Here is an 18037-nt window from a genome sequence, read left to right as displayed (position 1 = left end):
CATCGCTACCATTCTCGGCCTGCTCGAAAGACAGCGGCCGCCATTGATGACGCTTCCCGGCCTCAGCGCACTGCCAGCAATGTGGCCGAAGCCTATCAGGTCGTCTGGCGTACACCGGCGCCCGCAGCCTTGCTCAGGGCGCGAATGCTGCGAAAGAACATCCCTTAGGCAAGGTGCCAACTGTGGACGTTGATCAACTGAACGATACCGCCTTCGATCATTTTGAGCCTGCAGCCGAAATCAGAACCCGCCCAATTGCACGTCCTAGCCGCCGATCACCGCATGCATCGCTGGAAGATCTTTCGAAGCCGGAGTTGTTGAGCTACGTGTGACGGGTGCATCAACGACACGGAGAAAATTGACGAACGGGCCCAAAACATTTCACCCAAAACGCAGAGGCTTACCCGACAACGCTCAATTCAAACTCAAGGAATTAAGCGTAAGCTACTGATTTGTAACAAGTTGGTGGGCCCGGAGGGACTCGAACCCCCAACCAAGCGGTTATGAGCCGCCGGCTCTAACCATTGAGCTACAGGCCCCACGCTGGCTGGATAATGTTTTTCCCGGGGCGGCACAAGGCTTTCCGGAAGGGCTGGAAGCGATCGCCCAAATCAGCACATATTCGCGCCCTACTTGGCAGGTGCGACCAGATCGCAGACCAAGGAGATTTTCATGACCAGATTTCTTTTGCCTCTAGCACTTGCTGCCGCAATCGCTTTTCCGGCGATGGCCGACGCTGCCGATTCGCTGCCATCACCCCGCATCATTGTCTCCGGTGAAGGCGATGCGACCATGGCACCCGATCTGGCACTGCTGACGCTGAGCGTCATGCGTGAGGCAAAGACCGCGCGCGCCGCACTCGATGCCAACAATGATGCCATGGCCGCCGTGATTGCGTCGATGAAATCGGCCGACATCAAGGAACGCGATCTGCAGACCGCCGGCATCCAGATCAACCCGCGCTACAACTACACCAACAAGCCGGACGGCAGCCAGGAGGCCGAGCTCGTCGCCTACCAGGTGACCAACACGCTTTCGGTACGCATCCGCGATATCGACAAGACCGGCGACATTCTCGACAAGGCGGTGTCGCTCGGCGTCAACCAGGGTGGCGGCATCGCCTTCACCAATGAAGACCCGGCGGCGGCCATCACCGAAGCCCGCAAGAAAGCGGTCGCCAACGCCATGGCCAAGGCCAAGACACTGGCGGAAGCCGCGGGCGTCAGCATTGGCCGGGTGCTTGAGATCACCGACCAGAATGTCGCGCCAGCGCCGATGCCGATCAACGCCAAGGCCTTCGACGCGGCCGGTGCCGCGGTTCCGGTGCAGGCAGGCGAGAATTCCTACGCTGTGCAGGTCACTGTCACTTTCGAGCTTAAGTGACTGGCACTTTCGAGCTGAAGCGACGGGCGCCTGAAACGTCAGTCATGAAAATGAAAAACCCCGGAGGATCGATCCTCCGGGGTTTTGCTTGAGCCACCCATCCGTGTGGAGGGGCCCATACTACTCCAGACTAACCTTCGGAGAAGGTCGTGTCCCCAGACCGACCTTTCGGCCGTGTCCGGTGCCGATCTCGCTTTAGCGATAGAGGATCGGGCAACCGCGCTCATTGGCAAACACGACCAGCACGCGATCGCCGTACTGGCGGCCCGCAACCTTCACCGTGCGGCGATTGATGTCGACGATGCGGGCGCGGTGCAGACCCATGCGCTCGGCCTTGTCGAGAGCACGATCCGGCGAGCAGAACCGGCGCCAGCCACGGTCGTCAGGGCGCCAGTCGCGGTCGTCACGGCGATGCTCGCGGCGGAAGAAACTGTCGTCGCCGTTGCCGAAGCCGAGATACAGGCTGTCGGCATGAGCGACGGGAATGGCGGCAAGCGTGCTAAGGCCGATCATGGCCGAAAGCGTCGCGGTCTTGATCACGTTGAACATTGTCTTCTCTCCTTGTTGAGGGGCTTTTTGCCCGTCTTCGTCGAACCGATGGAGCGGAGAATGCTCCTTGCAGTCTGAACTCATTGCGAACCGGCTGTTCATTTTCGGTTAATCCGCGGGACGGGCGAACCCTGATGGAATTCCGGCCTTCCCCGTTTGCAAACGATCCTGAACCTCAAAAAAATCCGATCTCCCAAACGCCTGATTGTCCAAACGTTTGATCGCCCAAAACGTTTGAGCGCAAAGTCTGTTCCGCAAGCGAGTCAGGGCTCGTCGTCGAGCATATGGTCGAAATAGTCCTCCGGCTCGGCAAGGTCGGTCTCGCTGGCGCTAACCCGGCCGCGGATCGAGATGCCGGCCTCGTGCACGGTCTCGGCACTTCCCGAAACCAGCCTGTGCCACCAGTAGAGATCGCGGCCCTCGGCGACCAGCCGGTAGGCGCATGTCTTCGGCAGCCAGCTGATGGTGCGCACATTTTGCGGTGTCAGCCCGACACAGTCGGGAACACGCGCCAGCCGGTTGGCGTAGTCCGAGCAGCGGCAGGTCTGAGCGTCGAACAGCCGGCAGCCGACGCTTGTCCAGTAGATCTCGCCGGTGTCCTCGTCCTCGAGTTTCGACAGGCAGCATTTGCCGCACCCGTCGCAGAGCGACTCCCACTCGGTCGGGGTCATCGCCTCCAGCGTCTTGGTTTTCCAGAAGGGTTTGTCCATTGCGGGGATGTGGCCCGGGCTGGCGTCAAGGTCAAGCAGCGCGATGGTCGCAAATGCCGGCCGCACCATACGAAAAACACGAAATCGCCTTCAAAACGCCGGCCAAACGTCTTTCGTTGCCGGTAATGCCTGCAAACTGGAACCAATCCGGTTAAGGACAGTTTGGGCAGGGATGGGACCCCACAAGGAGAATTTCTGACATGAAACGCCAACCACGGATTCTGGCAGGCACAGCGCTTGGCCTGCTGATGGCATCCGCGCCGTTGGGCGCGTTCCCGCTGAACAGCGGTGCCACATTCGCCCCGTTGCAGCGCACGGCAACACCGCTCATCCTGGCGCAAGCTGCTTGCGTCGAAGGTGAATCGGCCGAAGCCTGTGCCCAGAGGCAGCAGGCAGAACCGGAAAAGAAGCCGGAAAAGAAGAAGGCTGAGCCTGAACAGCAGGCCGCGCCCGCGCAGAGCGAGCAACCCGTCGAGCAGGAACAGCCCCGCAAGAAGAAGCGGGACCAGCAGCAACAGACGGAATCGGCTCCAGCCGAGCAGGCTGCCCCAACCGAACAGGCCGCTCCCGCTGTGGAAGAACTGCAGCCGCGCAAGAAGAGGCATAAGCAGGAGCAGCAGATCGAGGCAGCGCCGGCAGAACAGGCCGCTCCTGCAGCCGAGCAGGCTGCCCCTGCAGTCGACGAACAGCCGTTGAAGCCGCGCAAGAAGAAGCGCGATCAACAGCAGCAGATCGAGGCTGCCCCTGCGGAGCAGCCCGCCAAGCAGGCAGCCCCGGCAGTCGATGAGCAGCCACTCAAGCCGCGCAAGAAGAAGCACGATCAGCAGCAGCAGATCGAGGCTGCCCCTGCCGAACAGCCAGCCCAGCCGGCGGCACCTGCCGAACAGATCGCACCTGCCGAACAGGCCGCGCCCGCGAACGACAATGAGCAGGCAAACCCGCGCAAGAAAAAGCACAAGCAGGACCAGCAAATCGAGGCCGCCCCTGCGGAACAGGCGCCGGCCAAGACAGAAGCACCTGCCGGAGAGCCCGTGCCGCAGGCCGAACCGCTTCCGACCGACCAGCAGGCGGCTCCCGTCGAGGGCGAACAGCCCCTGGACAAGAAGAAGCACGGCAAGAAACCCGTCGGCGAACAGCCGGCAACGGCTGAACAGCCCGCCACCGGCGAACAGCCTGTCACTGGTGAGCAGCCCGTCACTGGCGAGCAGCCGGTTCAGGGTGAAAATCTGGTTCAGGGCGAAGCCCCGACCGATCCAAACGCGGCCCCCATCCTGGACAGCCAGAAGGATGTCCTGCGCAAGCACAAGGGTGGTGGCAGGGACAAGGGCGGCAACCAGCCCGACCAGCAGACCGGCGAACAGGTGCAAACCCCACAGCCGGCTCCGGTCGATCAGGGACCGCCGCCTACCGACGACAAGGCAGCCCAGCAGGAGATCAAGCCTGAAAAGATCGTTCCGGTGACGGAGGAACAGGGCACGCGCGTCGAGCGCGCACCCGACGAGAATGTTCGCGACCGCCGGCGTCCCAAGGGCGTGGACGTGCTGAAGGAAATCGGCGACCGCGTCATTATCCAGTTCAACAACCAGACGATCGTCGAAAGCAATGACGGTCCGCGCATGAACCGCGGCGCCAAGGATGTCTACTACGAGGATCTGCCGCGCGGCCGCATCCGCGAAACCGTGGTGCGCGCCAACGGCACTCAGATCGTCACCATCCGCAACCGCAACGGCGACGTCATCCAGCGCTCGCGCATCACGCCGGACGGCCGCGAATATGTGCTGAGCTATGTCGACGAGCGGCACTATGACGACGATAACGACTGGCGCGATCCCGGCGACGACCTGCCGCCGATGCGGCTCAACATCTCCCGCCGGGAGTACATTCTGGATTCCGAGGACGTCGAAAGCCCGGACGACTACTACGACTTCCTCGAGCAGCCGCCGGTTGAAAAAGTCCAACGCCTCTATTCGATCGACGAGGTGAAGCGATCGGCCCGCGTGCGCGACATTGCACGGCGCGTCGACCTCGACACGCTCAACTTCGAATTCGGCTCGGCCTCGATCTCCGACACCGAAGTGCAGAAACTCGAGGGCGTCGCCGGCGCCATGGAGAAGCTGTTGAAGAAGAACCCGGCCGAGACCTTCCTGATCGAAGGCCATACCGACGCGGTCGGCACGCCGGTGGCCAATCTGGCCCTGTCGGACCGCCGTGCCGAGTCGGTGGCGGAGGCCCTGACCAACGCCTTCGGTATCCCGCCTGAAAACCTGACGACGCAGGGCTATGGCGAGGAATATCTGAAGGTCAACACGCAGGCGCCCAACCGCGAGAACCGCCGCGTCGCCATCCGCCGCATCACCTCGCTGGTGGCACCGGTGGCAAGCGCCAACTGACCAAGATGTGAACCGCGCGATTCGAAGAGATCATTGAATCGCGCGGTTACCCACCCCAGATTCACGATAGGGCGTTCCCTGCCCTGTCCCGACTCCAGCGGGACACATGAGCCCCGCCGGCCCTCCCGGCGGGGTTTCTGTTTGGAACGACTGCCCTTGCAAACGGTGTCGGCCTGCCCGAAATACCGCCCTCAATTCACCCCGCCCAAAAATTGCCTGGCGATTTTGGAAGAAGGGCGTGCATAAGCCTAAAGAAGAAACAACCGGAACCACCTTATGAAGCGTCTCGAACTCGCCATTGAATCGATCATTCTCGCTTCGCGCTGGCTGCTGGTCGTCTTCTATCTCGGACTGGGCTTGGCGCTGGCCATCTACGCACTGTCCTTCGGCAAGAAGCTCTATGAGTTCGTTCTCATGGCCTTCACGCTCGGCGAGACCGACACCATCCTGAAGATACTCAGCCTGATTGACGCGGCTCTGGTCGCCTCGCTGGTGGTGATGGTCATCATCTCCGGCTACGAAAACTTCGTCAGCCGTTTCGACGAGAATGACGGCGAGGTTCACTGGCTGGGCACGATCGATGTCGGCTCGCTGAAGGTCAAGGTTGCCTCGACCATCGTCGCCATCTCCTCGATCCACCTCTTGCAGGTGTTCCTGAACTCGGTCTCCTACACCACCGACCAGTTGATGTGGCTGACCATCATCCACCTCGCCTTCGTCCTCTCGGCATTCATGCTTGCCTACATCGACCGGCTGATGGGCCTGGGCAAAGCCAAGAAGGCCAGCGAGGAATGACGCCAGCGGGGGTGCCGCTAGTAGATGCCTTTTATCTTCGTGCTCGAGTTCGCAAACACCTCATCAGGCACAAAGAAGTCGCCGGCCAGCGGACCCGTTGCGCCGGGCGCATAGACTGAAAAGTCGCTGACCCCCTCGGCGCGCAGCACCTCCTCGTCAATGTAGAAATTGCCGGTCGCCTCGCGCGACGGCCGCATCAGGATCGCGTGCGCGGCATCGGCCATGATGTCGGGCGAACGGCTCATTGCCACCACTGTCGCACCGCCCAGAAGGTTGCGCACCGCCGCCGTGTCGATGGTCGAGATCGGCCACAGCGAATTGACTGCGATGCCGTCCTTCGCGAACTCAGCGCTCATGCCCAGCGTGCACATCGACATGCCGAATTTGGCCATCGTGTAGGCAACATGGTTCTTGAACCACTTGGCCTTCATGTCGAGTGGCGGCGCCAGATTCAAAATGTGAGGATTTAGTGCCAACTTCAGGTGCGGAATGCACATTTTGGAAACCAGGAAGGTGCCGCGCGTGTTGATTTGGTGCATCAGATCGTAGCGCTTCATGTCGGTCTCCAGCGTGCCGGTGAGCTGGATGGCGCTGGCATTGTTGATGCAGATGTCGATGCCGCCGAACTTCTCCACGGTTTTTGCCACCGCTTCGGCGACCTGCGCCTCCTCGCGTATGTCGCACAGCATCGGCAGCGCCTTGCCGCCGGCCTGTTCGATCTCTTCAGCCGCCGAGTAGATCGTGCCCGGCAGCTTCGGATGTGGCTCGGCGGTCTTGGCCGCGATCGTCACATTGGCACCGTCGCGCGCCGCACGCAGCGCGATCGCCAGCCCGATGCCGCGCGATCCGCCGGAGATGAAAAGCGTCTTTCCCTTGAGCGACATGTCTTGGCACCTCCCTAGCGACATCACCGAGGCGCGAACCTTTGCGCGGCCACAATGCAGTGCGCAAGGCCCCAACGCATGCAAAGCTGATTACGCTGCGTAGGGTTGAAAGCGATGGCGGGATTAGGTCTGCTGAGATTCAGGTCAGGCCGCGCCGAAAATGGTGGCTTCTGAGAACCGGAGCGGAGCGTACTTAAGTACGTGAGCACCGGAAGCGCAGGAAGTCGCCGTTTGCAGGCCGACCTCACCTGAACATCGGCTGAACCTAAACCAGCACCAGGCCCTGCCGCATGGCGATGGCAATCGCGTCGGTGCGGTTGGCGGCGCCGAGCTTGATCAGGATCGCGGCGACGTGGAACTTCGCCGTATGCACGGAAATGTTGAGCCGCCGCGCGATGACCTTGTTGGGCGCGCCCTCCGCCAGCAGCGCCAGCACTTCGCTCTCGCGCGGCGAAAGCGATGGCCTGGATGAAACGCCGTCGAGCGTTTCATCTTCGAACAGGTCGCCATCGCCGTCATGGAAATCGTCACGCCGATCGGGCACGGACCGGCCCTCGCCGGAAATCCGGTAGCCCGCCGCCGCCAGCCGCACGGCAGCGGCGATCAGCAGCGCGTCCGCTGCCGCCGGCAGCACGGCAAACACTGCACCCGTCGGCCGCACGCGGTTTGCCCCCGGGGAGAGCAGCACACGCGGTATGTGTGCATCAATGCCGCTGCCGCTCAGCGCGTTTTCCGGCGCGTCGCCATCCACGATGGCGACATCAGCCACCTCGCCGCCGCCGACGACAACCGGCAGCAGATCGTCGCTCATGGCAAGCGCAGCAGACAGGCGCTCGGCGCGCGCGGCATCACCGAGCGCGATCAGCACCGTCAGCCGCCGCCCCATGATCCCGGCACTTGCGATTCCGTCAGCCTCGCTGCCTGCCATCGATCCTCTCAGCTCAGCGGCTTTTCGCCGATGGTCAGCACGACCTCGCGCGTCTCGCCGCCGCGCACCACGCCGAGCGTCACCGAGGCGCCGGCACTGTCAGGCCCGAGCTTGCGGATCAGCTCGCGCGGACCGTGCACCGCTTCGCCATTCCACGAGACGATGATGTCGCCGAGAGAGAGGCCGGCGGCCTTGGCCGGACCATTGTCGTCGAGGCTCATCACCATGGCGCCATGCGCATCACCATTGCGGATCGGGTGCAGGCCGGCGCCGAGATAGCCGCGCGCGACGTAACCTTTCTCGCGCAGCGTCGCCACTGCCCGCTCGATCGTCTCGTAGGGCATGACCAGCGCGCGGCGGCGCGGCCCGAACAAGAGCATGCCGATCAACGCACCCTTGGCGTCGAGCACCGGGCCGCCCTCGAAACGGCCACCGGCACCGACCGCAAGATTGATGCGCTGGTCGATCGTGCCGCCGCGCATCGAGCGCCAGGCCGGGCCAACCTCGGCGACCGTGCCGAACACGGCGAGCGCCGAACCATCGCTGTTGCCAACGGCGATGGCCAGGTTGCCCGGCCGCACCGCGCCCGCTTTGGCTAACGCAGGTGCGCTGACAGCACCTGCCGGCTTCAGCAAGGCGACACCGGTCGACGGGTCGCGCCCGACCAGTTCGGCCTTCACGGTCTCGCCGGAGGCCAGCGTCAGCTCGATCTCTTCGCCGGTTTCCACCGCCTCTTCGGCGGTGACGAAATAGCCGTCGCGCCAATGGAAGGCGGTTGCCGTGCGGTGGTGATGGGTGGCGAAGCTTGCCGCCACCGGTGCCGCGGTTGCCGCGATGTCGGCGATGGCATCGGAAAATGCGCTCAGATTGAAGTCGCTCATTGGTGTCTCCTGGGTTTTCTCGTGCCCCAGATATCGCTCGGCTACGCGTTCGCTTGTACTCGCCTGACGGCTAGTTGCTGATCCGACTGGCCATCTGGTCAGGTCGCGGCCGAATGGGCCGCTTCGCACATATAGTCATCCTTTGGCCTGATAACACGGAGCCCGTCGATGGCCCTCCTCGCCCCAAGATTCCAATCCGACGATACCTTGCTCGACACCTATTCGACGACCGTTGCCGACGCGGTCGATCGCATCGGCCCGGCCGTCTGCCGCATCGAGCGCATCGGTGGCGCCGGCGGCCATGGCTCGGGCTTCGTCATCGCACCCGACGGACTGGTCGTCACCAATTTCCATGTCGTCGGCGATGCCCGCACGGTGCGCGTCTCGATGCCGGATGGCGCCTCCAGCGAAGGCCGCGTGCTCGGCCGCGACCCCGACACCGACATCGCGCTGGTGCGCGCCGACGGCAGCTTTACCGACGTCGCACCGCTCGGCGATTCCAAGCGTCTGCGGCGCGGCCAGATCGCCATCGCCATCGGCAATCCGTTGGGCTTCGAATGGACGGTTACGGCAGGCGTCGTCTCGGCGCTCGGCCGCTCGATGCGCGCCTCCACCGGCCGGCTGATCGACGACGTCATCCAGACCGACGCAGCACTGAACCCCGGCAATTCCGGCGGGCCGCTGGTGTCTTCGGCCGGCGAGGTCATTGGCGTCAACACCGCCATGATCCACGGCGCGCAAGGCATTGCCTTCGCTGTCGCCTCCAACACCGCCAACTTCGTCATTTCGGAAATCATCCGCTTCGGCCGCGTGCGGCGCGCCTTCATCGGCATTTCGGCGGACACAACCAACCTGCCACGCCGCGCCGCCCTCCTGTCGCAAGTGTCGAGCAGTACGGCCGTGCGCCTGCGCAGCATCGAGAAGGACGGCCCGGCGGCCAAGGCCGGCCTGAAGGAGGGCGACATCATCGCGGCAATAGACGGCCGCCCGGTCACCGGAGTCGACGATCTGGTGCGCATGCTGGATGCCGAACGCATCGGCCGCGAGACGCTGTGCACCGTCGTGCGCCGCACCGGAGTGAGCCAGGTGACGGTGACGCCGGTGGCAAGAGCCAGCTGAGGCCTTGCTCCGCCCGTCTAGCCGGCCACTCCTTCAACAAATTGCGCCAGAAATTCTTCACTCGGCGGGATCGGCTTGATCACGTCGATCAACACGCCATTGGGATCTTGGGTGATGAAATGACGCTGGCCGAAGGGTTCGTCGCGCAAACTGCGCAGGATCGGCAGGCCGGCAGCAAGGATCCGTTCGTAGACCGCGTCCGGATCCCTGACCTCGAAATTAATCAGCAGCCCTGATGTGCGGCCCCGCCCCTCCTCCGGGATCGTTTCATGGTCGCCCTGGACGATGCCGAGATTGACGCGCTTGCTGTCGGTCGACCGCAGATGCACGTACCAGTCGCTCGCAAACAGCGGCTTGAAGCGGAAGTGGTTGACATAGAAGGCTGCCGTGCCGGCAACGTCGCCCGTCATCAGCACCGGATAATAGCTCGTCGTCTTCATCTTTCCTTCTCCCGCCGAACAACATACAGTCTGCATGTAAGTTGAAATAACATACAGGCTGCATGTATGCAACAGGAATCCGCTCGCCGCTCAAACCGCGACCGCACCGAAGCGACACGCGCCGACCTGATCGCGGCAGCGCGAAAACTGTTCACCGAAAAATCCTATGCCGAGACCGGCACACCCGAGATTGTCGCGGCTGCCGGCGTCACCCGCGGCGCGCTCTATCACCACTTTGCCGACAAGCAGGCGCTGTTCGCCGCCGTGGTCGAGCAGGAGGCGGCGGCTGTGGCGCAAGAGATCGAGCGCGCCTCGCCGCCCTCTTTGTTCCCCCGCGACGCACTGATTGCCGGCTCCGACGCCTATCTTGCCGCCATGCGCACGCCCGGCCGCACCCGGCTTCTGTTGCTCGACGGACCGGCTGTGCTTGGCCGCGCCGCCATGGACGCAATCGACAACCGCCACGGCAGTCGCTCCTTGCGCGAGGGCCTCGTTGCGGCGATGCGCGCGCAGGCAATGACACGGTTGCCGGCCGAAGCGCTGACGGCGCTGCTCGCCGCCGCCTTCGACCGCGCAGCGCTCGCCATCGAGGCCGGCGCCTCAGCCGAGGACTACCGCACCGTTCTCATGGCGCTGATCGACGGACTGTCTCCGGCTCTTCCTCAGGCACCTGCCCCGGCTCGAACTCGTTGAAGCAGCCGAGCTGACTTTTGAACTGGTCGATCAACCAGGCCGCCGCCGGTTTCGGGCTGCGGTCGGCGCGGTGCATGGCATAGAGCGATGAGCGCACCTCGCTGTAGGGCTCCAGATCGAGTTCCACCAGCCTGCCGCTGGCCAGATCGTCGGCGATCAGCCAGCGCGGCAACCCACCCCAGCCCAGGCCCTCGCGCATCAACGTATGTTTAATACGCACATCCGTCAGCCGCCATGTACGATAGGCAAAGACACCAAAGTCGCGTCCCTTGGTGCGTTCGGACTGGTCGGTGACAACGAGCTGGGTGTGTTCGCGCGCATCTTCGATCGCCACCGGTTTCGGCAGCAGCGCCAGAGGGTGGGTGGGCGCGGCAGCCAGCACGATCGACATGAAGCCGATACGCACGAGATGCACGTCGACCTCCCCCAGCAGGCCACCAATGCCAAGATCGGACTGTCCGCTGACGACATGATCGGGGATCAGGCCGAGCGAGCCGATATGCAGGCGCAGCATCACGGTTGGAAATTGTTCCTCGAATGCCTTCAGCACCCGCACCAGCACCGGCGACGGCAGTGCCGCATCGACCGAAAGCGCGACTTCGGCCTCCAATCCCTGATGGTGACCGTCGGCACGCGAACGAATGCGCTGCAGCACGCCGACCATGCGCCGCGCATCTTCCAGCATCGCCCGGCCGATCTCGGTCAGCTGTGGCTCGCGCGTGCCCTCGCGCTCGAACAGTTTCAGCCCAAGCTGTGCCTCGAGATTGGCGATGCCATAGCTGATGACGGATTGCGCGCGGTTGAGCTTTCGGCCGGCCGCCGAGAAACTGCCGGTGTCGGACACGGCCACGAGGATCTGAAGCTGGTCGAGCGTCGGGTTGGGTTGCATCATCATATCCAGATTGTAGATGGATACTATACAAAATATACCAGTTTTTCAAATGGGTCGGAGGCTCCATATCTGGCTGGACAATTCATTCCAACCCTGGAGAGCCCCCATGTCCATCCTTCTCGTCACATCCAGCCCGCGCGGCGCCGCCTCGCACTCGACCCGCATCGCCACTGAATTCGCTCAGAAATTGCTCGCGGCCGATCCGTCGGCGACGCTTGTCGTGCGCGACCTCGTCGCCAACCCGCTGCCGCACATCGACGCCGACTATTCGACCGGCATCTACACGCCTGTCGAGGCCCGCACCCCGCGCCAGGCTGAAGTGGTCGGCGTTTCCGATGTCGCGCTCGACGAACTGTTCGCCGCCGACACCATCATCCTTGCCACCGGCTTCATCAATTTCGGCATTTCTTCCACGCTGAAATCCTGGGTCGATCACATCTCCCGTTCCGGCAAGAGTTTTGCTTATGGCGAGAACGGCCCGAAGGGCCTCGTCACCGGCAAAAAGGTCTACATCGTGCTGGCCTCGGGCGGCATCTATTCCGAAGGTGCAGCCGTGCAGTTCGATCACGCCATCCCCTACCTGCGCGGCGTGCTCGGCTTCCTCGGCATGACCGACGTCGACGTCATCCGCATCGAAGGCGTCGGCATGGGTCCGGACGCGGTGACCGCCGCGCTCGCCAAGGCGACGGCCAAGGTCGACGCGGTGGTGGCCAAGACCGCGAGCGCGCAAATCGCCGCGTAAGCACACCCCGTCATCCGCATTGAAAAGGCAGGCGCTGCGGCGCCTGCCTTTTTGCTGTCAGGCGCACTATCCTTGCTCCGGTCGTGCGCCATGCCCAACTAGGAAATGGACAGGATCTCAAGTTCGCGCTGCCCTAGCTGGACAAAGTCGCCAACGGTTTTGCCAGTCAGCGCGATGGCAACCGGCGAACCATGCGATATGGAAGATTGAGACGGGTTGGCCTCATCCTCACCGACGATGCGGAAGGTCTGAGTGCGGCCATCATCACGCTTGAAGGTAACGGTGTGCCCGAAGGCGATCACTTCATTCGACGTGGGCGCCAACATAAGCTGAGCCGTACGCACGCGCTCGGCATAATAGCGCATATCTCGAACCGGAACCGCCGACTGGCGTCGCCTCTCGTTGACATCTTCCAGCACGTTAGCAGCCTCGAGAGCTTGCTGAGCGCGAGCCAATTCAACCTGCAGCATCTTGAGGCCCGCCTCCGTGACAAGGTTGATCCGATCGGAGATAGGGCGAGCCGGCAGGATGGTTTCCGATGCCGCCTCGGCGCTTTCCTCCTTGGCAAATGCTACGCTCAATTGTCGAGACTCTCTGCTTGCGGCCCAGTGCCGTCATTCGAGAAACCGGCGGTGAATAACCGCTTCTGGCGCAAAGCCTGCGTTCGTTGCCTCGACCAGTTCGGCCCCTACCCGAACATCCTCTCGCCCTGCTCGTCGACCAGCTGCATGCCCTTCTTGATCGAGATGTCGACGGCGTCGTCCAGCCCGGCAAAGCGATCGGCGCGGATGAATTTGTGTTCCTTCAGGACGCCGCCGACTTCCTTCGAGACCACGCCGCAGGTCTGGTACTGGCCGCCCTCCGCCTTGTAGGGCGTGGCGCTGATCAAAAATCCCTTGTGCTCGACCTGCTTTGCCGGCGCAGCGCTCTTTGGCACGCCCGCTTTACCGCCGCCACCGCCGAAAAGACGCTTCAGAAAAGACATGGGGGCTTCCTCCAACGGCAATCATCCCGCACCACCTCGCGGTGCAGGATAATTTTCAGTACCGTTCCTCAGTCAAACGGGCAAGGGTTCTCGCCAGAGGTCAGCCGCGTGACAGCGCTTCCAGTGCCTCGGCGGCGCCTTCGAGAATGGCGATCGCCTCGGCCTGCTTGTCGGCCGGGGCATCGACGAAGTCGCCCAGAGTCGCACGCAAGCGGTGGCGCACGGCGCGAAACTCGTCGCGAGCATCCGAGCGACCACGTCCACCGCGCCGTCCGCCTTCCTCGCCGTCGTCGTTCCAGCCGAACCAGTCGCGCGCCTTGGCCATCTTGCGGCCGAAGCGCTCGAGATGCTCGAGCACGCCGTCGATCATCTCGCGATTTTCGTTGAGATGCGCCTGCCCTTCCTCGGTGATCGAAAACACCTTCTTGTTGCCATCGGCGGCGGACGTGGCGTAGCCGGCCTCTTCCAGAAAGGTCAGCGTCGGATAAACAACGCCCGGGCTTGGGCTGTAGATGCCGCTGGTGCGCTCCTCCAGCGCCTTGATGATGTCGTAGCCGTGGCGCGGCGCCTCAGCCAACAGCGACAGCGTGATCAGCTTGAGATCGCCATCGGCCAGCATGCGTCCGGCGCGGAACATGTCGCCCGGTCCACCGCGGCCACCGCCACGACCGCCGTGCCCGAACGGGCCGAAGCCGCCGCCGCGGCCGCCGAATTTGCCGGCCATGTGCATGAAAGCGCGCTCGGCGCGTTCGCCAAAGGGATGATGTTTGTGCATTGAAATACTCCTTGAGTTCTATCTTACGATATATCTTAAGTAAACGCAGGCCCCCGGAGAGTCAAGATATATCTTACGATGTATCTAAGAAGGTCGCCAGCGGGGATTGATATCGTCGGCCAGTCCGGCTAGAAGGCCGCTTGAGTGCCCTTGGCTGCTCCGTAAGCGTCTGACGTCAAGCAACGCATCCAACCCCGGTCTTTCCGGGCAATTGTGCCGACAACCGGCCAATGGATGCCAATGCGACGGACCGGACACTTCAGGGAAAATCCCAATGACCATGAAAAACCAGCGCAGGAAGCTGCCGGCGCGCTATGCGACGATCATCAGCCCATTGGTGCTGTCGCTGCTGATGACCTTCATCGTCTCGTTCATCTCGACGCTGAAAAGCCTCGGCTTCCAACCCGGCCTGCCAGCCATCTGGCTCACCGCCTGGGGTTTGTCCTGGCTGGTGGCGTTTCCGACGCTGCTGCTGGTGCTGCCCGTAGTGCGCCGCATCGTCGGCTGGCTGTGCGAACCTGCGACCCGATAGAAGCCCACGGGAAAGGCTCGGAAATGCTTCCGGGCCTTTCAAACTGCAAGAATGCCAGTTACCAGCGGCCCTTGCGCCGGTTCCAGCCATAGAGAAGATCGGCGAAGCGGTCGTAGCCAAACCGCGACAACGGCAGCGCAACGGGATTGCCGAACAGCGAAGCCAGCCAGCCCTCGCCCGGCGTCGCTCTCCACACGGCAACCGCGACATCGGCGCCGACCAGCAGCTTGCCCTGCGCGTCGGTGGCGTGCAGCCGGCGGCGGATGTCTTCCAGCGAGACATTGTATTTGGCCAGCGCCGCCGGCTCGGCATTGATGTCGCGAAATTCGATCCGCCCGGCCTTGATCGCCTCGATCAGCCGCCGCTTCTGCCTGACGATGCCGGCATCGCAGACCGGGCAGCGTGTGTTGTACCAGACGGTCAGCAGAGGCCCGGCCATATGTCAGCCGTGGTCATGCCGGTGATGCAGATCGGGATAGTGCGCGTGCGCGTGGCGCATCGGCGCATGCCGGTGTGGGTGCGAATGCGGCTCGGTGACCGGCCCGTCATGATGGTGCTGGTGGTGCTCGTCATGGATATGACTATGCTCATGCTCAAGAGCCTGGTGATCGTGCTCGTGATCGTGGCGTTCAGAAAGATGCAGCCACAGGCCGACGCCCATCAGAAGTCCGGCAATCGCCAGCTTCAGCGTCAAGGGATCGCCGACGACAGCGATGGCAAGCAGCGCGCCGATGAACGGAGCCAGCGAGTAATAGGCTCCTGTGCGTGCCGTGCCGAGATGGCGCAGCGCCAGGATGAACATTACCAGGCTGACGCCGATGCCGAGAAAGCCGACAGCGGCCGCAGCAGCGACAAAGGACGCGGCGGGAAATGAGGCACCGGCAATGAAGCCGAGCCCGACATTGACGATGCCCRCCACAAGACCCTTAAGCATGGCGATGACCACCGGGTCGGTGGCCGAGATCTTGCGCGTGAAATTGTTGTCCAGACCCCATGCCAGACAGGCTCCGGCCACCAGCAGGGCGCCAAGGTTGAACGCTACACCCTTGCCCTCCCACGATAACAGAACCGCGCCGGCAAGGATGGCGAAGGCACCGAAAAGCAGACGCCGGTCGACATTCTCGCGATAGATGAGCCAGGCGATCGCCATGGTCGCCAGCCCTTCGAGGTTGAGCAGCAGCGCGGAGCTGGATGCCGTATTCAGTGTGAGGCCGAACATCAGAAGCACCGGCCCGACGATGCCGCCCATGCCGATGGCCAGCACCAGCCATGGCACGTCCTTGCGCGCCAGCTGTGCTTCGCCGGCCCGGGCTTCCGCGCCTCGAAGCAGACGAAATACGGCCAGCCCCACACCCGCACCGAGGTAGAGCAGGCCGGCCAGCATGAAGGGGTTGATGCTATCGAGCAGCAGCTTGGAAAGCGGCGGCGCCGCACCAAACAAAGCGGCAGAGCCGAGGGCAAGCGGCACACCGGGCCACAGATGCGAATGTGAATGCGGTTCAGACATCACCCATCCTACCACGACGTCGCGTCCCGTCTTCCCGTTACGCGCCCGAAATCAGAATTCGTAGCCGAAGCGCTCGAAATCTCTGAAATAGAGCCTCCGAACGATGCTTTTCGCCTCGTCATCATAGTGCGTGCGATAGTCAAAGGGCGCGTTGACGTTCGCCCTGGGAAGCGTCACGTCGCCCGGCAGGTCGAGCCGTTCGACCAGGCCATCGAAATGCTCGGCCAGCGTCTCAAAACGCAGGACCTCATCGACGATGAGGTTTCCTTGGCCGTCCGAGATCCAGCTTGTCTGGTCGATCTTTGCAACGCGGTTCTTGCGTTCGAGATAGTGCAGGAAAGCCTTGAAGTCCCAGCCCTGCGCCTGTCGATGCCGGCGTCGCCGCGTGCTCCTGCGCAAATGATGAAAATTGGAGACGGCCAGGTCGAAAGGGTTGCGCACCACGGCGAACTTGTAGGCGCCGTCGTAGAGCGGGTTGGGCAGTTTGCGCCGCAGCCAGCTGGCTCTGTCATGCTGGTTGAAATTTGCCTTTTCCGGCGCTTCTCGAACCGGCAGATGCGACAGCAGGCGCCGCCACTGCGTCGGCTTCGGCTTCGGGCACCACGGCCGCAGCGCACGGGTGATCGAGCTCCCGGCGGTCTTCGGGATGTGAATGAAAATGAAGTTTTTCTCGAGCGAGAGGAGCATTTCTTTTCATTGTTGCCGGATCAGGCGCCGTCAAGCGGCGCCTGACTGTGAGCGATCGAGAAAACTATTTGGTCTTGTCGCTCGCTGCTGGAGTCTGGCCAGTATCCTATCCGAGTGATGCGATGATCTCGCGATAGGCAACCTCCGGGAAAGCCTTCAGCGTTCGCGTCTTGACGTTGCCGCCACTCGCCAGCATCAGCGAGAAGCGGGCGAGCACCGCATCGTCGGGCGCCTCGACCACCGCCACCATGTCGCATTCGCCCATGGTCAGGTAGAACGCCTTGAACGAGCCGCCCATGTCCCCCAGCATCTTCCTGGCGGCATCGAGCCGCTTTGGCGAGTCGCGCACATTTTTGGCGCCCTGTTCCGTCCAGTTGATAAGCACGATGTAAGTTGTCATGGCACACCTCCCTCCGGGGCCACGGAGCACGGCGCCAGGTCATTGACCTTCGCCGGGGCGGGCAGCCGGGTTGTCGCCCAGAAAATGCATCCGACCTGGAGATTATCTGCCCGAAGGATACCAGCCGCAAGAGCGGCGGGTTTGGCGCACCATCGCGTGCACCACGAACGAAAATGGGCGCCAGTTAGTGAACAACACCGATTCCCGTCGCAAAAAGCCCGTCAGCCGTGCCGCGCCCTGTCAACACGACCCGAGTGCCCTGATGAAGTGTCTTACGAAAATCATCTGGGATACCGCATAGGGTGTCGGTCATTATCGGCATACCCGCCAGAACCACTCTGTTTGGACAGCGGAATGACGGCCCCCCTACATGATCGACGGAGAATTCGAGTTGCGTATGCTCCCCCATCAGCGCCGCAGACCAAAGCGGGTACGCAGTCAGGACAGTTGCACGGACAACAACCCCGAAAATAAAAGGCAACACGAGAACACCGAAACCGGAAAGAATAAGGGTCTTGGCGGATACGTCCGAGGCCTGGAAGTCCTTTGCGAACTTTCGGCAGCAAAGGACGAATATCAAGCAGCCTCCGGGTATCGCTAGCGATTTCGCGATCATATCGTGGCTGCTCAGATAAGCCTGCGACGGCACAAAAGAATGGCCGAAGAACATGGCTCCGAGTAGAGCCGATCCGTGAATGGTAAGGCCTACCAGACAGAACACAAAAGTATCCAGAAGATAGCGGCG

Annotated in this window: 22 protein-coding genes and 1 tRNA gene; 7 read left to right on the top strand and 16 right to left on the bottom strand. The window is 62.7% G+C overall.

What is annotated here, in order from left to right:
- Positions 1-463: 463 nt before the first annotated feature.
- Positions 464-539, bottom strand: a tRNA-Ile gene (locus AC1DXN_RS05835).
- Positions 540-672: 133 nt separating this feature from the next.
- Here AC1DXN_RS05835 and AC1DXN_RS05830 point away from each other — a divergent pair.
- A complete protein-coding gene (locus AC1DXN_RS05830) occupies positions 673-1383 on the top strand; it encodes an SIMPL domain-containing protein (protein ID WP_477272557.1) in 711 nt (236 codons plus the stop codon).
- A 195-nt stretch (positions 1384-1578) separates the two neighbouring features.
- Here the strand turns inward: AC1DXN_RS05830 and AC1DXN_RS05825 are convergent, their stop codons facing one another.
- Complete coding sequence (locus tag AC1DXN_RS05825) at positions 1579-1932, bottom strand: hypothetical protein (RefSeq protein ID WP_477245224.1); 354 nt, start codon at positions 1930-1932, stop codon at positions 1579-1581.
- A gap of 263 nt (positions 1933-2195) precedes the next feature.
- The gene (locus tag AC1DXN_RS05820; protein WP_477245226.1) at positions 2196-2642 is read right to left on the bottom strand and encodes a YcgN family cysteine cluster protein; all 447 of its coding nucleotides are present in this window, start codon (positions 2640-2642) and stop codon (positions 2196-2198) included.
- Between the two features lie 200 nt (positions 2643-2842).
- Between AC1DXN_RS05820 and AC1DXN_RS05815 the strand changes: the two genes are divergently transcribed.
- Together AC1DXN_RS05815 and AC1DXN_RS05810 are read left to right on the top strand one after the other, a co-directional pair.
- Complete coding sequence (locus tag AC1DXN_RS05815) at positions 2843-5032, top strand: OmpA family protein (RefSeq protein WP_477272559.1); 2190 nt, start codon at positions 2843-2845, stop codon at positions 5030-5032.
- Between the two features lie 276 nt (positions 5033-5308).
- Entirely contained in the window at positions 5309-5827 is a 519-nt protein-coding gene (locus AC1DXN_RS05810) for a TIGR00645 family protein (RefSeq protein WP_477272561.1), read from the top strand.
- A gap of 17 nt (positions 5828-5844) precedes the next feature.
- Here the strand turns inward: AC1DXN_RS05810 and AC1DXN_RS05805 are convergent, their stop codons facing one another.
- The 3 genes from AC1DXN_RS05805 to AC1DXN_RS05795 all read right to left on the bottom strand — a co-directional run bounded on the left by AC1DXN_RS05805 (position 5845) and on the right by AC1DXN_RS05795 (position 8520).
- The gene (locus tag AC1DXN_RS05805; protein WP_477272563.1) at positions 5845-6711 is read right to left on the bottom strand and encodes an SDR family oxidoreductase; all 867 of its coding nucleotides are present in this window, start codon (positions 6709-6711) and stop codon (positions 5845-5847) included.
- Positions 6712-6976: 265 nt separating this feature from the next.
- Entirely contained in the window at positions 6977-7639 is a 663-nt protein-coding gene (locus AC1DXN_RS05800; protein WP_477272565.1) for a helix-turn-helix transcriptional regulator, read from the bottom strand.
- Between the two features lie 8 nt (positions 7640-7647).
- A complete protein-coding gene (locus tag AC1DXN_RS05795; RefSeq protein WP_477272567.1) occupies positions 7648-8520 on the bottom strand; it encodes a S1C family serine protease in 873 nt (290 codons plus the stop codon).
- A 168-nt stretch (positions 8521-8688) separates the two neighbouring features.
- On the opposite strand from AC1DXN_RS05795, the gene AC1DXN_RS05790 reads away from it, so the two are divergent.
- Positions 8689-9639, top strand: a complete 951-nt coding sequence (locus tag AC1DXN_RS05790; RefSeq protein ID WP_477245237.1) for a S1C family serine protease — start codon at positions 8689-8691, stop codon at positions 9637-9639.
- Positions 9640-9656: 17 nt separating this feature from the next.
- On the opposite strand, the gene AC1DXN_RS05785 is transcribed toward AC1DXN_RS05790, so the two are convergent.
- On the bottom strand, positions 9657-10079 hold the full coding sequence (locus AC1DXN_RS05785) for a VOC family protein (protein ID WP_477272569.1): 423 nt from the start codon (positions 10077-10079) through the stop codon (positions 9657-9659).
- Between the two features lie 66 nt (positions 10080-10145).
- Here AC1DXN_RS05785 and AC1DXN_RS05780 point away from each other — a divergent pair, with 66 nt between their 5' ends.
- Positions 10146-10772, top strand: coding sequence for a TetR/AcrR family transcriptional regulator (locus AC1DXN_RS05780; protein WP_477272571.1), 627 nt, complete (start codon positions 10146-10148; stop codon positions 10770-10772).
- Here AC1DXN_RS05780 and AC1DXN_RS05775 read toward each other — a convergent pair.
- Positions 10705-11661 carry a LysR family transcriptional regulator gene (locus AC1DXN_RS05775; RefSeq protein ID WP_477272573.1) on the bottom strand — a complete coding sequence of 319 codons (957 nt, stop codon included), beginning with the start codon at positions 11659-11661 and terminating at the stop codon, positions 10705-10707. The genes AC1DXN_RS05780 and AC1DXN_RS05775 overlap by 68 nt on opposite strands.
- 109 nt (positions 11662-11770) lie before the next feature.
- Here AC1DXN_RS05775 and AC1DXN_RS05770 point away from each other — a divergent pair, with 109 nt between their 5' ends.
- On the top strand, positions 11771-12406 hold the full coding sequence (locus tag AC1DXN_RS05770; RefSeq protein ID WP_477272575.1) for an FMN-dependent NADH-azoreductase: 636 nt from the start codon (positions 11771-11773) through the stop codon (positions 12404-12406).
- 98 nt (positions 12407-12504) lie between these two features.
- Here the strand turns inward: AC1DXN_RS05770 and greA are convergent, their stop codons facing one another.
- From greA to AC1DXN_RS05755, 3 genes are all read right to left on the bottom strand, one after another.
- Positions 12505-12987, bottom strand: a complete 483-nt coding sequence (greA, locus tag AC1DXN_RS05765) for a transcription elongation factor GreA (RefSeq protein ID WP_477272577.1) — start codon at positions 12985-12987, stop codon at positions 12505-12507.
- A 107-nt stretch (positions 12988-13094) separates the two neighbouring features.
- Positions 13095-13391: an HlyU family transcriptional regulator gene (locus tag AC1DXN_RS05760; RefSeq protein ID WP_477272579.1), complete on the bottom strand. Its 297-nt coding sequence runs from the start codon at positions 13389-13391 to the stop codon at positions 13095-13097.
- 100 nt (positions 13392-13491) lie between these two features.
- Positions 13492-14166 (bottom strand): PadR family transcriptional regulator, encoded by a 675-nt coding sequence (locus AC1DXN_RS05755; RefSeq protein WP_477272581.1) that lies wholly within the window; start codon positions 14164-14166, stop codon positions 13492-13494.
- A 274-nt stretch (positions 14167-14440) separates the two neighbouring features.
- On the opposite strand from AC1DXN_RS05755, the gene AC1DXN_RS05750 reads away from it, so the two are divergent.
- Positions 14441-14698 (top strand): DUF2798 domain-containing protein, encoded by a 258-nt coding sequence (locus tag AC1DXN_RS05750; protein ID WP_477272583.1) that lies wholly within the window; start codon positions 14441-14443, stop codon positions 14696-14698.
- A gap of 58 nt (positions 14699-14756) precedes the next feature.
- Here the strand turns inward: AC1DXN_RS05750 and AC1DXN_RS05745 are convergent, their stop codons facing one another.
- From AC1DXN_RS05745 to AC1DXN_RS05725, 5 genes are all read right to left on the bottom strand, one after another.
- On the bottom strand, positions 14757-15137 hold the full coding sequence (locus AC1DXN_RS05745; RefSeq protein WP_477272585.1) for a thiol-disulfide oxidoreductase DCC family protein: 381 nt from the start codon (positions 15135-15137) through the stop codon (positions 14757-14759).
- A 3-nt stretch (positions 15138-15140) separates the two neighbouring features.
- A complete protein-coding gene (locus AC1DXN_RS05740; protein ID WP_477421488.1) occupies positions 15141-16205 on the bottom strand; it encodes a DMT family transporter in 1065 nt (354 codons plus the stop codon).
- A gap of 51 nt (positions 16206-16256) precedes the next feature.
- Positions 16257-16892, bottom strand: coding sequence for a sulfotransferase family 2 domain-containing protein (locus AC1DXN_RS05735; protein WP_477272589.1), 636 nt, complete (start codon positions 16890-16892; stop codon positions 16257-16259).
- 106 nt (positions 16893-16998) lie between these two features.
- The gene (locus tag AC1DXN_RS05730; RefSeq protein WP_477245259.1) at positions 16999-17292 is read right to left on the bottom strand and encodes a GYD domain-containing protein; all 294 of its coding nucleotides are present in this window, start codon (positions 17290-17292) and stop codon (positions 16999-17001) included.
- A gap of 184 nt (positions 17293-17476) precedes the next feature.
- Positions 17477-17962 (bottom strand): hypothetical protein, encoded by a 486-nt coding sequence (locus tag AC1DXN_RS05725; protein WP_477272591.1) that lies wholly within the window; start codon positions 17960-17962, stop codon positions 17477-17479.
- Positions 17963-18037 lie beyond the last annotated feature (75 nt).

The sequence above is a fragment of the Mesorhizobium sp. P2_H9 genome (assembly GCF_056403215.1).
Note: the sequence above shows the minus strand (reverse complement) of the source record. Positions and strands in the feature narration are given on the sequence as shown.

Excerpts from the sequence above, each read along its gene's own strand:
- AC1DXN_RS05750 (WP_477272583.1), top strand. The coding sequence starts at position 14,441 with ATGACCATGAAAAACCAGCGCAGGAAGCTGCCGGCGCGCTATGCGACG.
- AC1DXN_RS05795 (WP_477272567.1), bottom strand. The coding sequence starts at position 8,520 with ATGAGCGACTTCAATCTGAGCGCATTTTCCGATGCCATCGCCGACATC.
- AC1DXN_RS05745 (WP_477272585.1), bottom strand. The coding sequence starts at position 15,137 with ATGGCCGGGCCTCTGCTGACCGTCTGGTACAACACACGCTGCCCGGTC.
- AC1DXN_RS05815 (WP_477272559.1), top strand. The coding sequence starts at position 2,843 with ATGAAACGCCAACCACGGATTCTGGCAGGCACAGCGCTTGGCCTGCTG.
- AC1DXN_RS05780 (WP_477272571.1), top strand. The coding sequence starts at position 10,146 with ATGCAACAGGAATCCGCTCGCCGCTCAAACCGCGACCGCACCGAAGCG.
- AC1DXN_RS05790 (WP_477245237.1), top strand. The coding sequence starts at position 8,689 with ATGGCCCTCCTCGCCCCAAGATTCCAATCCGACGATACCTTGCTCGAC.
- AC1DXN_RS05820 (WP_477245226.1), bottom strand. The coding sequence starts at position 2,642 with ATGGACAAACCCTTCTGGAAAACCAAGACGCTGGAGGCGATGACCCCG.
- AC1DXN_RS05800 (WP_477272565.1), bottom strand. The coding sequence starts at position 7,639 with ATGGCAGGCAGCGAGGCTGACGGAATCGCAAGTGCCGGGATCATGGGG.
- AC1DXN_RS05785 (WP_477272569.1), bottom strand. The coding sequence starts at position 10,079 with ATGAAGACGACGAGCTATTATCCGGTGCTGATGACGGGCGACGTTGCC.
- AC1DXN_RS05810 (WP_477272561.1), top strand. The coding sequence starts at position 5,309 with ATGAAGCGTCTCGAACTCGCCATTGAATCGATCATTCTCGCTTCGCGC.
- AC1DXN_RS05805 (WP_477272563.1), bottom strand. The coding sequence starts at position 6,711 with ATGTCGCTCAAGGGAAAGACGCTTTTCATCTCCGGCGGATCGCGCGGC.
- AC1DXN_RS05825 (WP_477245224.1), bottom strand. The coding sequence starts at position 1,932 with ATGTTCAACGTGATCAAGACCGCGACGCTTTCGGCCATGATCGGCCTT.
- AC1DXN_RS05760 (WP_477272579.1), bottom strand. The coding sequence starts at position 13,391 with ATGTCTTTTCTGAAGCGTCTTTTCGGCGGTGGCGGCGGTAAAGCGGGC.
- AC1DXN_RS05735 (WP_477272589.1), bottom strand. The coding sequence starts at position 16,892 with ATGCTCCTCTCGCTCGAGAAAAACTTCATTTTCATTCACATCCCGAAG.
- AC1DXN_RS05755 (WP_477272581.1), bottom strand. The coding sequence starts at position 14,166 with ATGCACAAACATCATCCCTTTGGCGAACGCGCCGAGCGCGCTTTCATG.
- AC1DXN_RS05725 (WP_477272591.1), bottom strand. The coding sequence starts at position 17,962 with ATGTTCTTCGGCCATTCTTTTGTGCCGTCGCAGGCTTATCTGAGCAGC.
- AC1DXN_RS05830 (WP_477272557.1), top strand. The coding sequence starts at position 673 with ATGACCAGATTTCTTTTGCCTCTAGCACTTGCTGCCGCAATCGCTTTT.
- AC1DXN_RS05730 (WP_477245259.1), bottom strand. The coding sequence starts at position 17,292 with ATGACAACTTACATCGTGCTTATCAACTGGACGGAACAGGGCGCCAAA.
- AC1DXN_RS05770 (WP_477272575.1), top strand. The coding sequence starts at position 11,771 with ATGTCCATCCTTCTCGTCACATCCAGCCCGCGCGGCGCCGCCTCGCAC.
- AC1DXN_RS05775 (WP_477272573.1), bottom strand. The coding sequence starts at position 11,661 with ATGCAACCCAACCCGACGCTCGACCAGCTTCAGATCCTCGTGGCCGTG.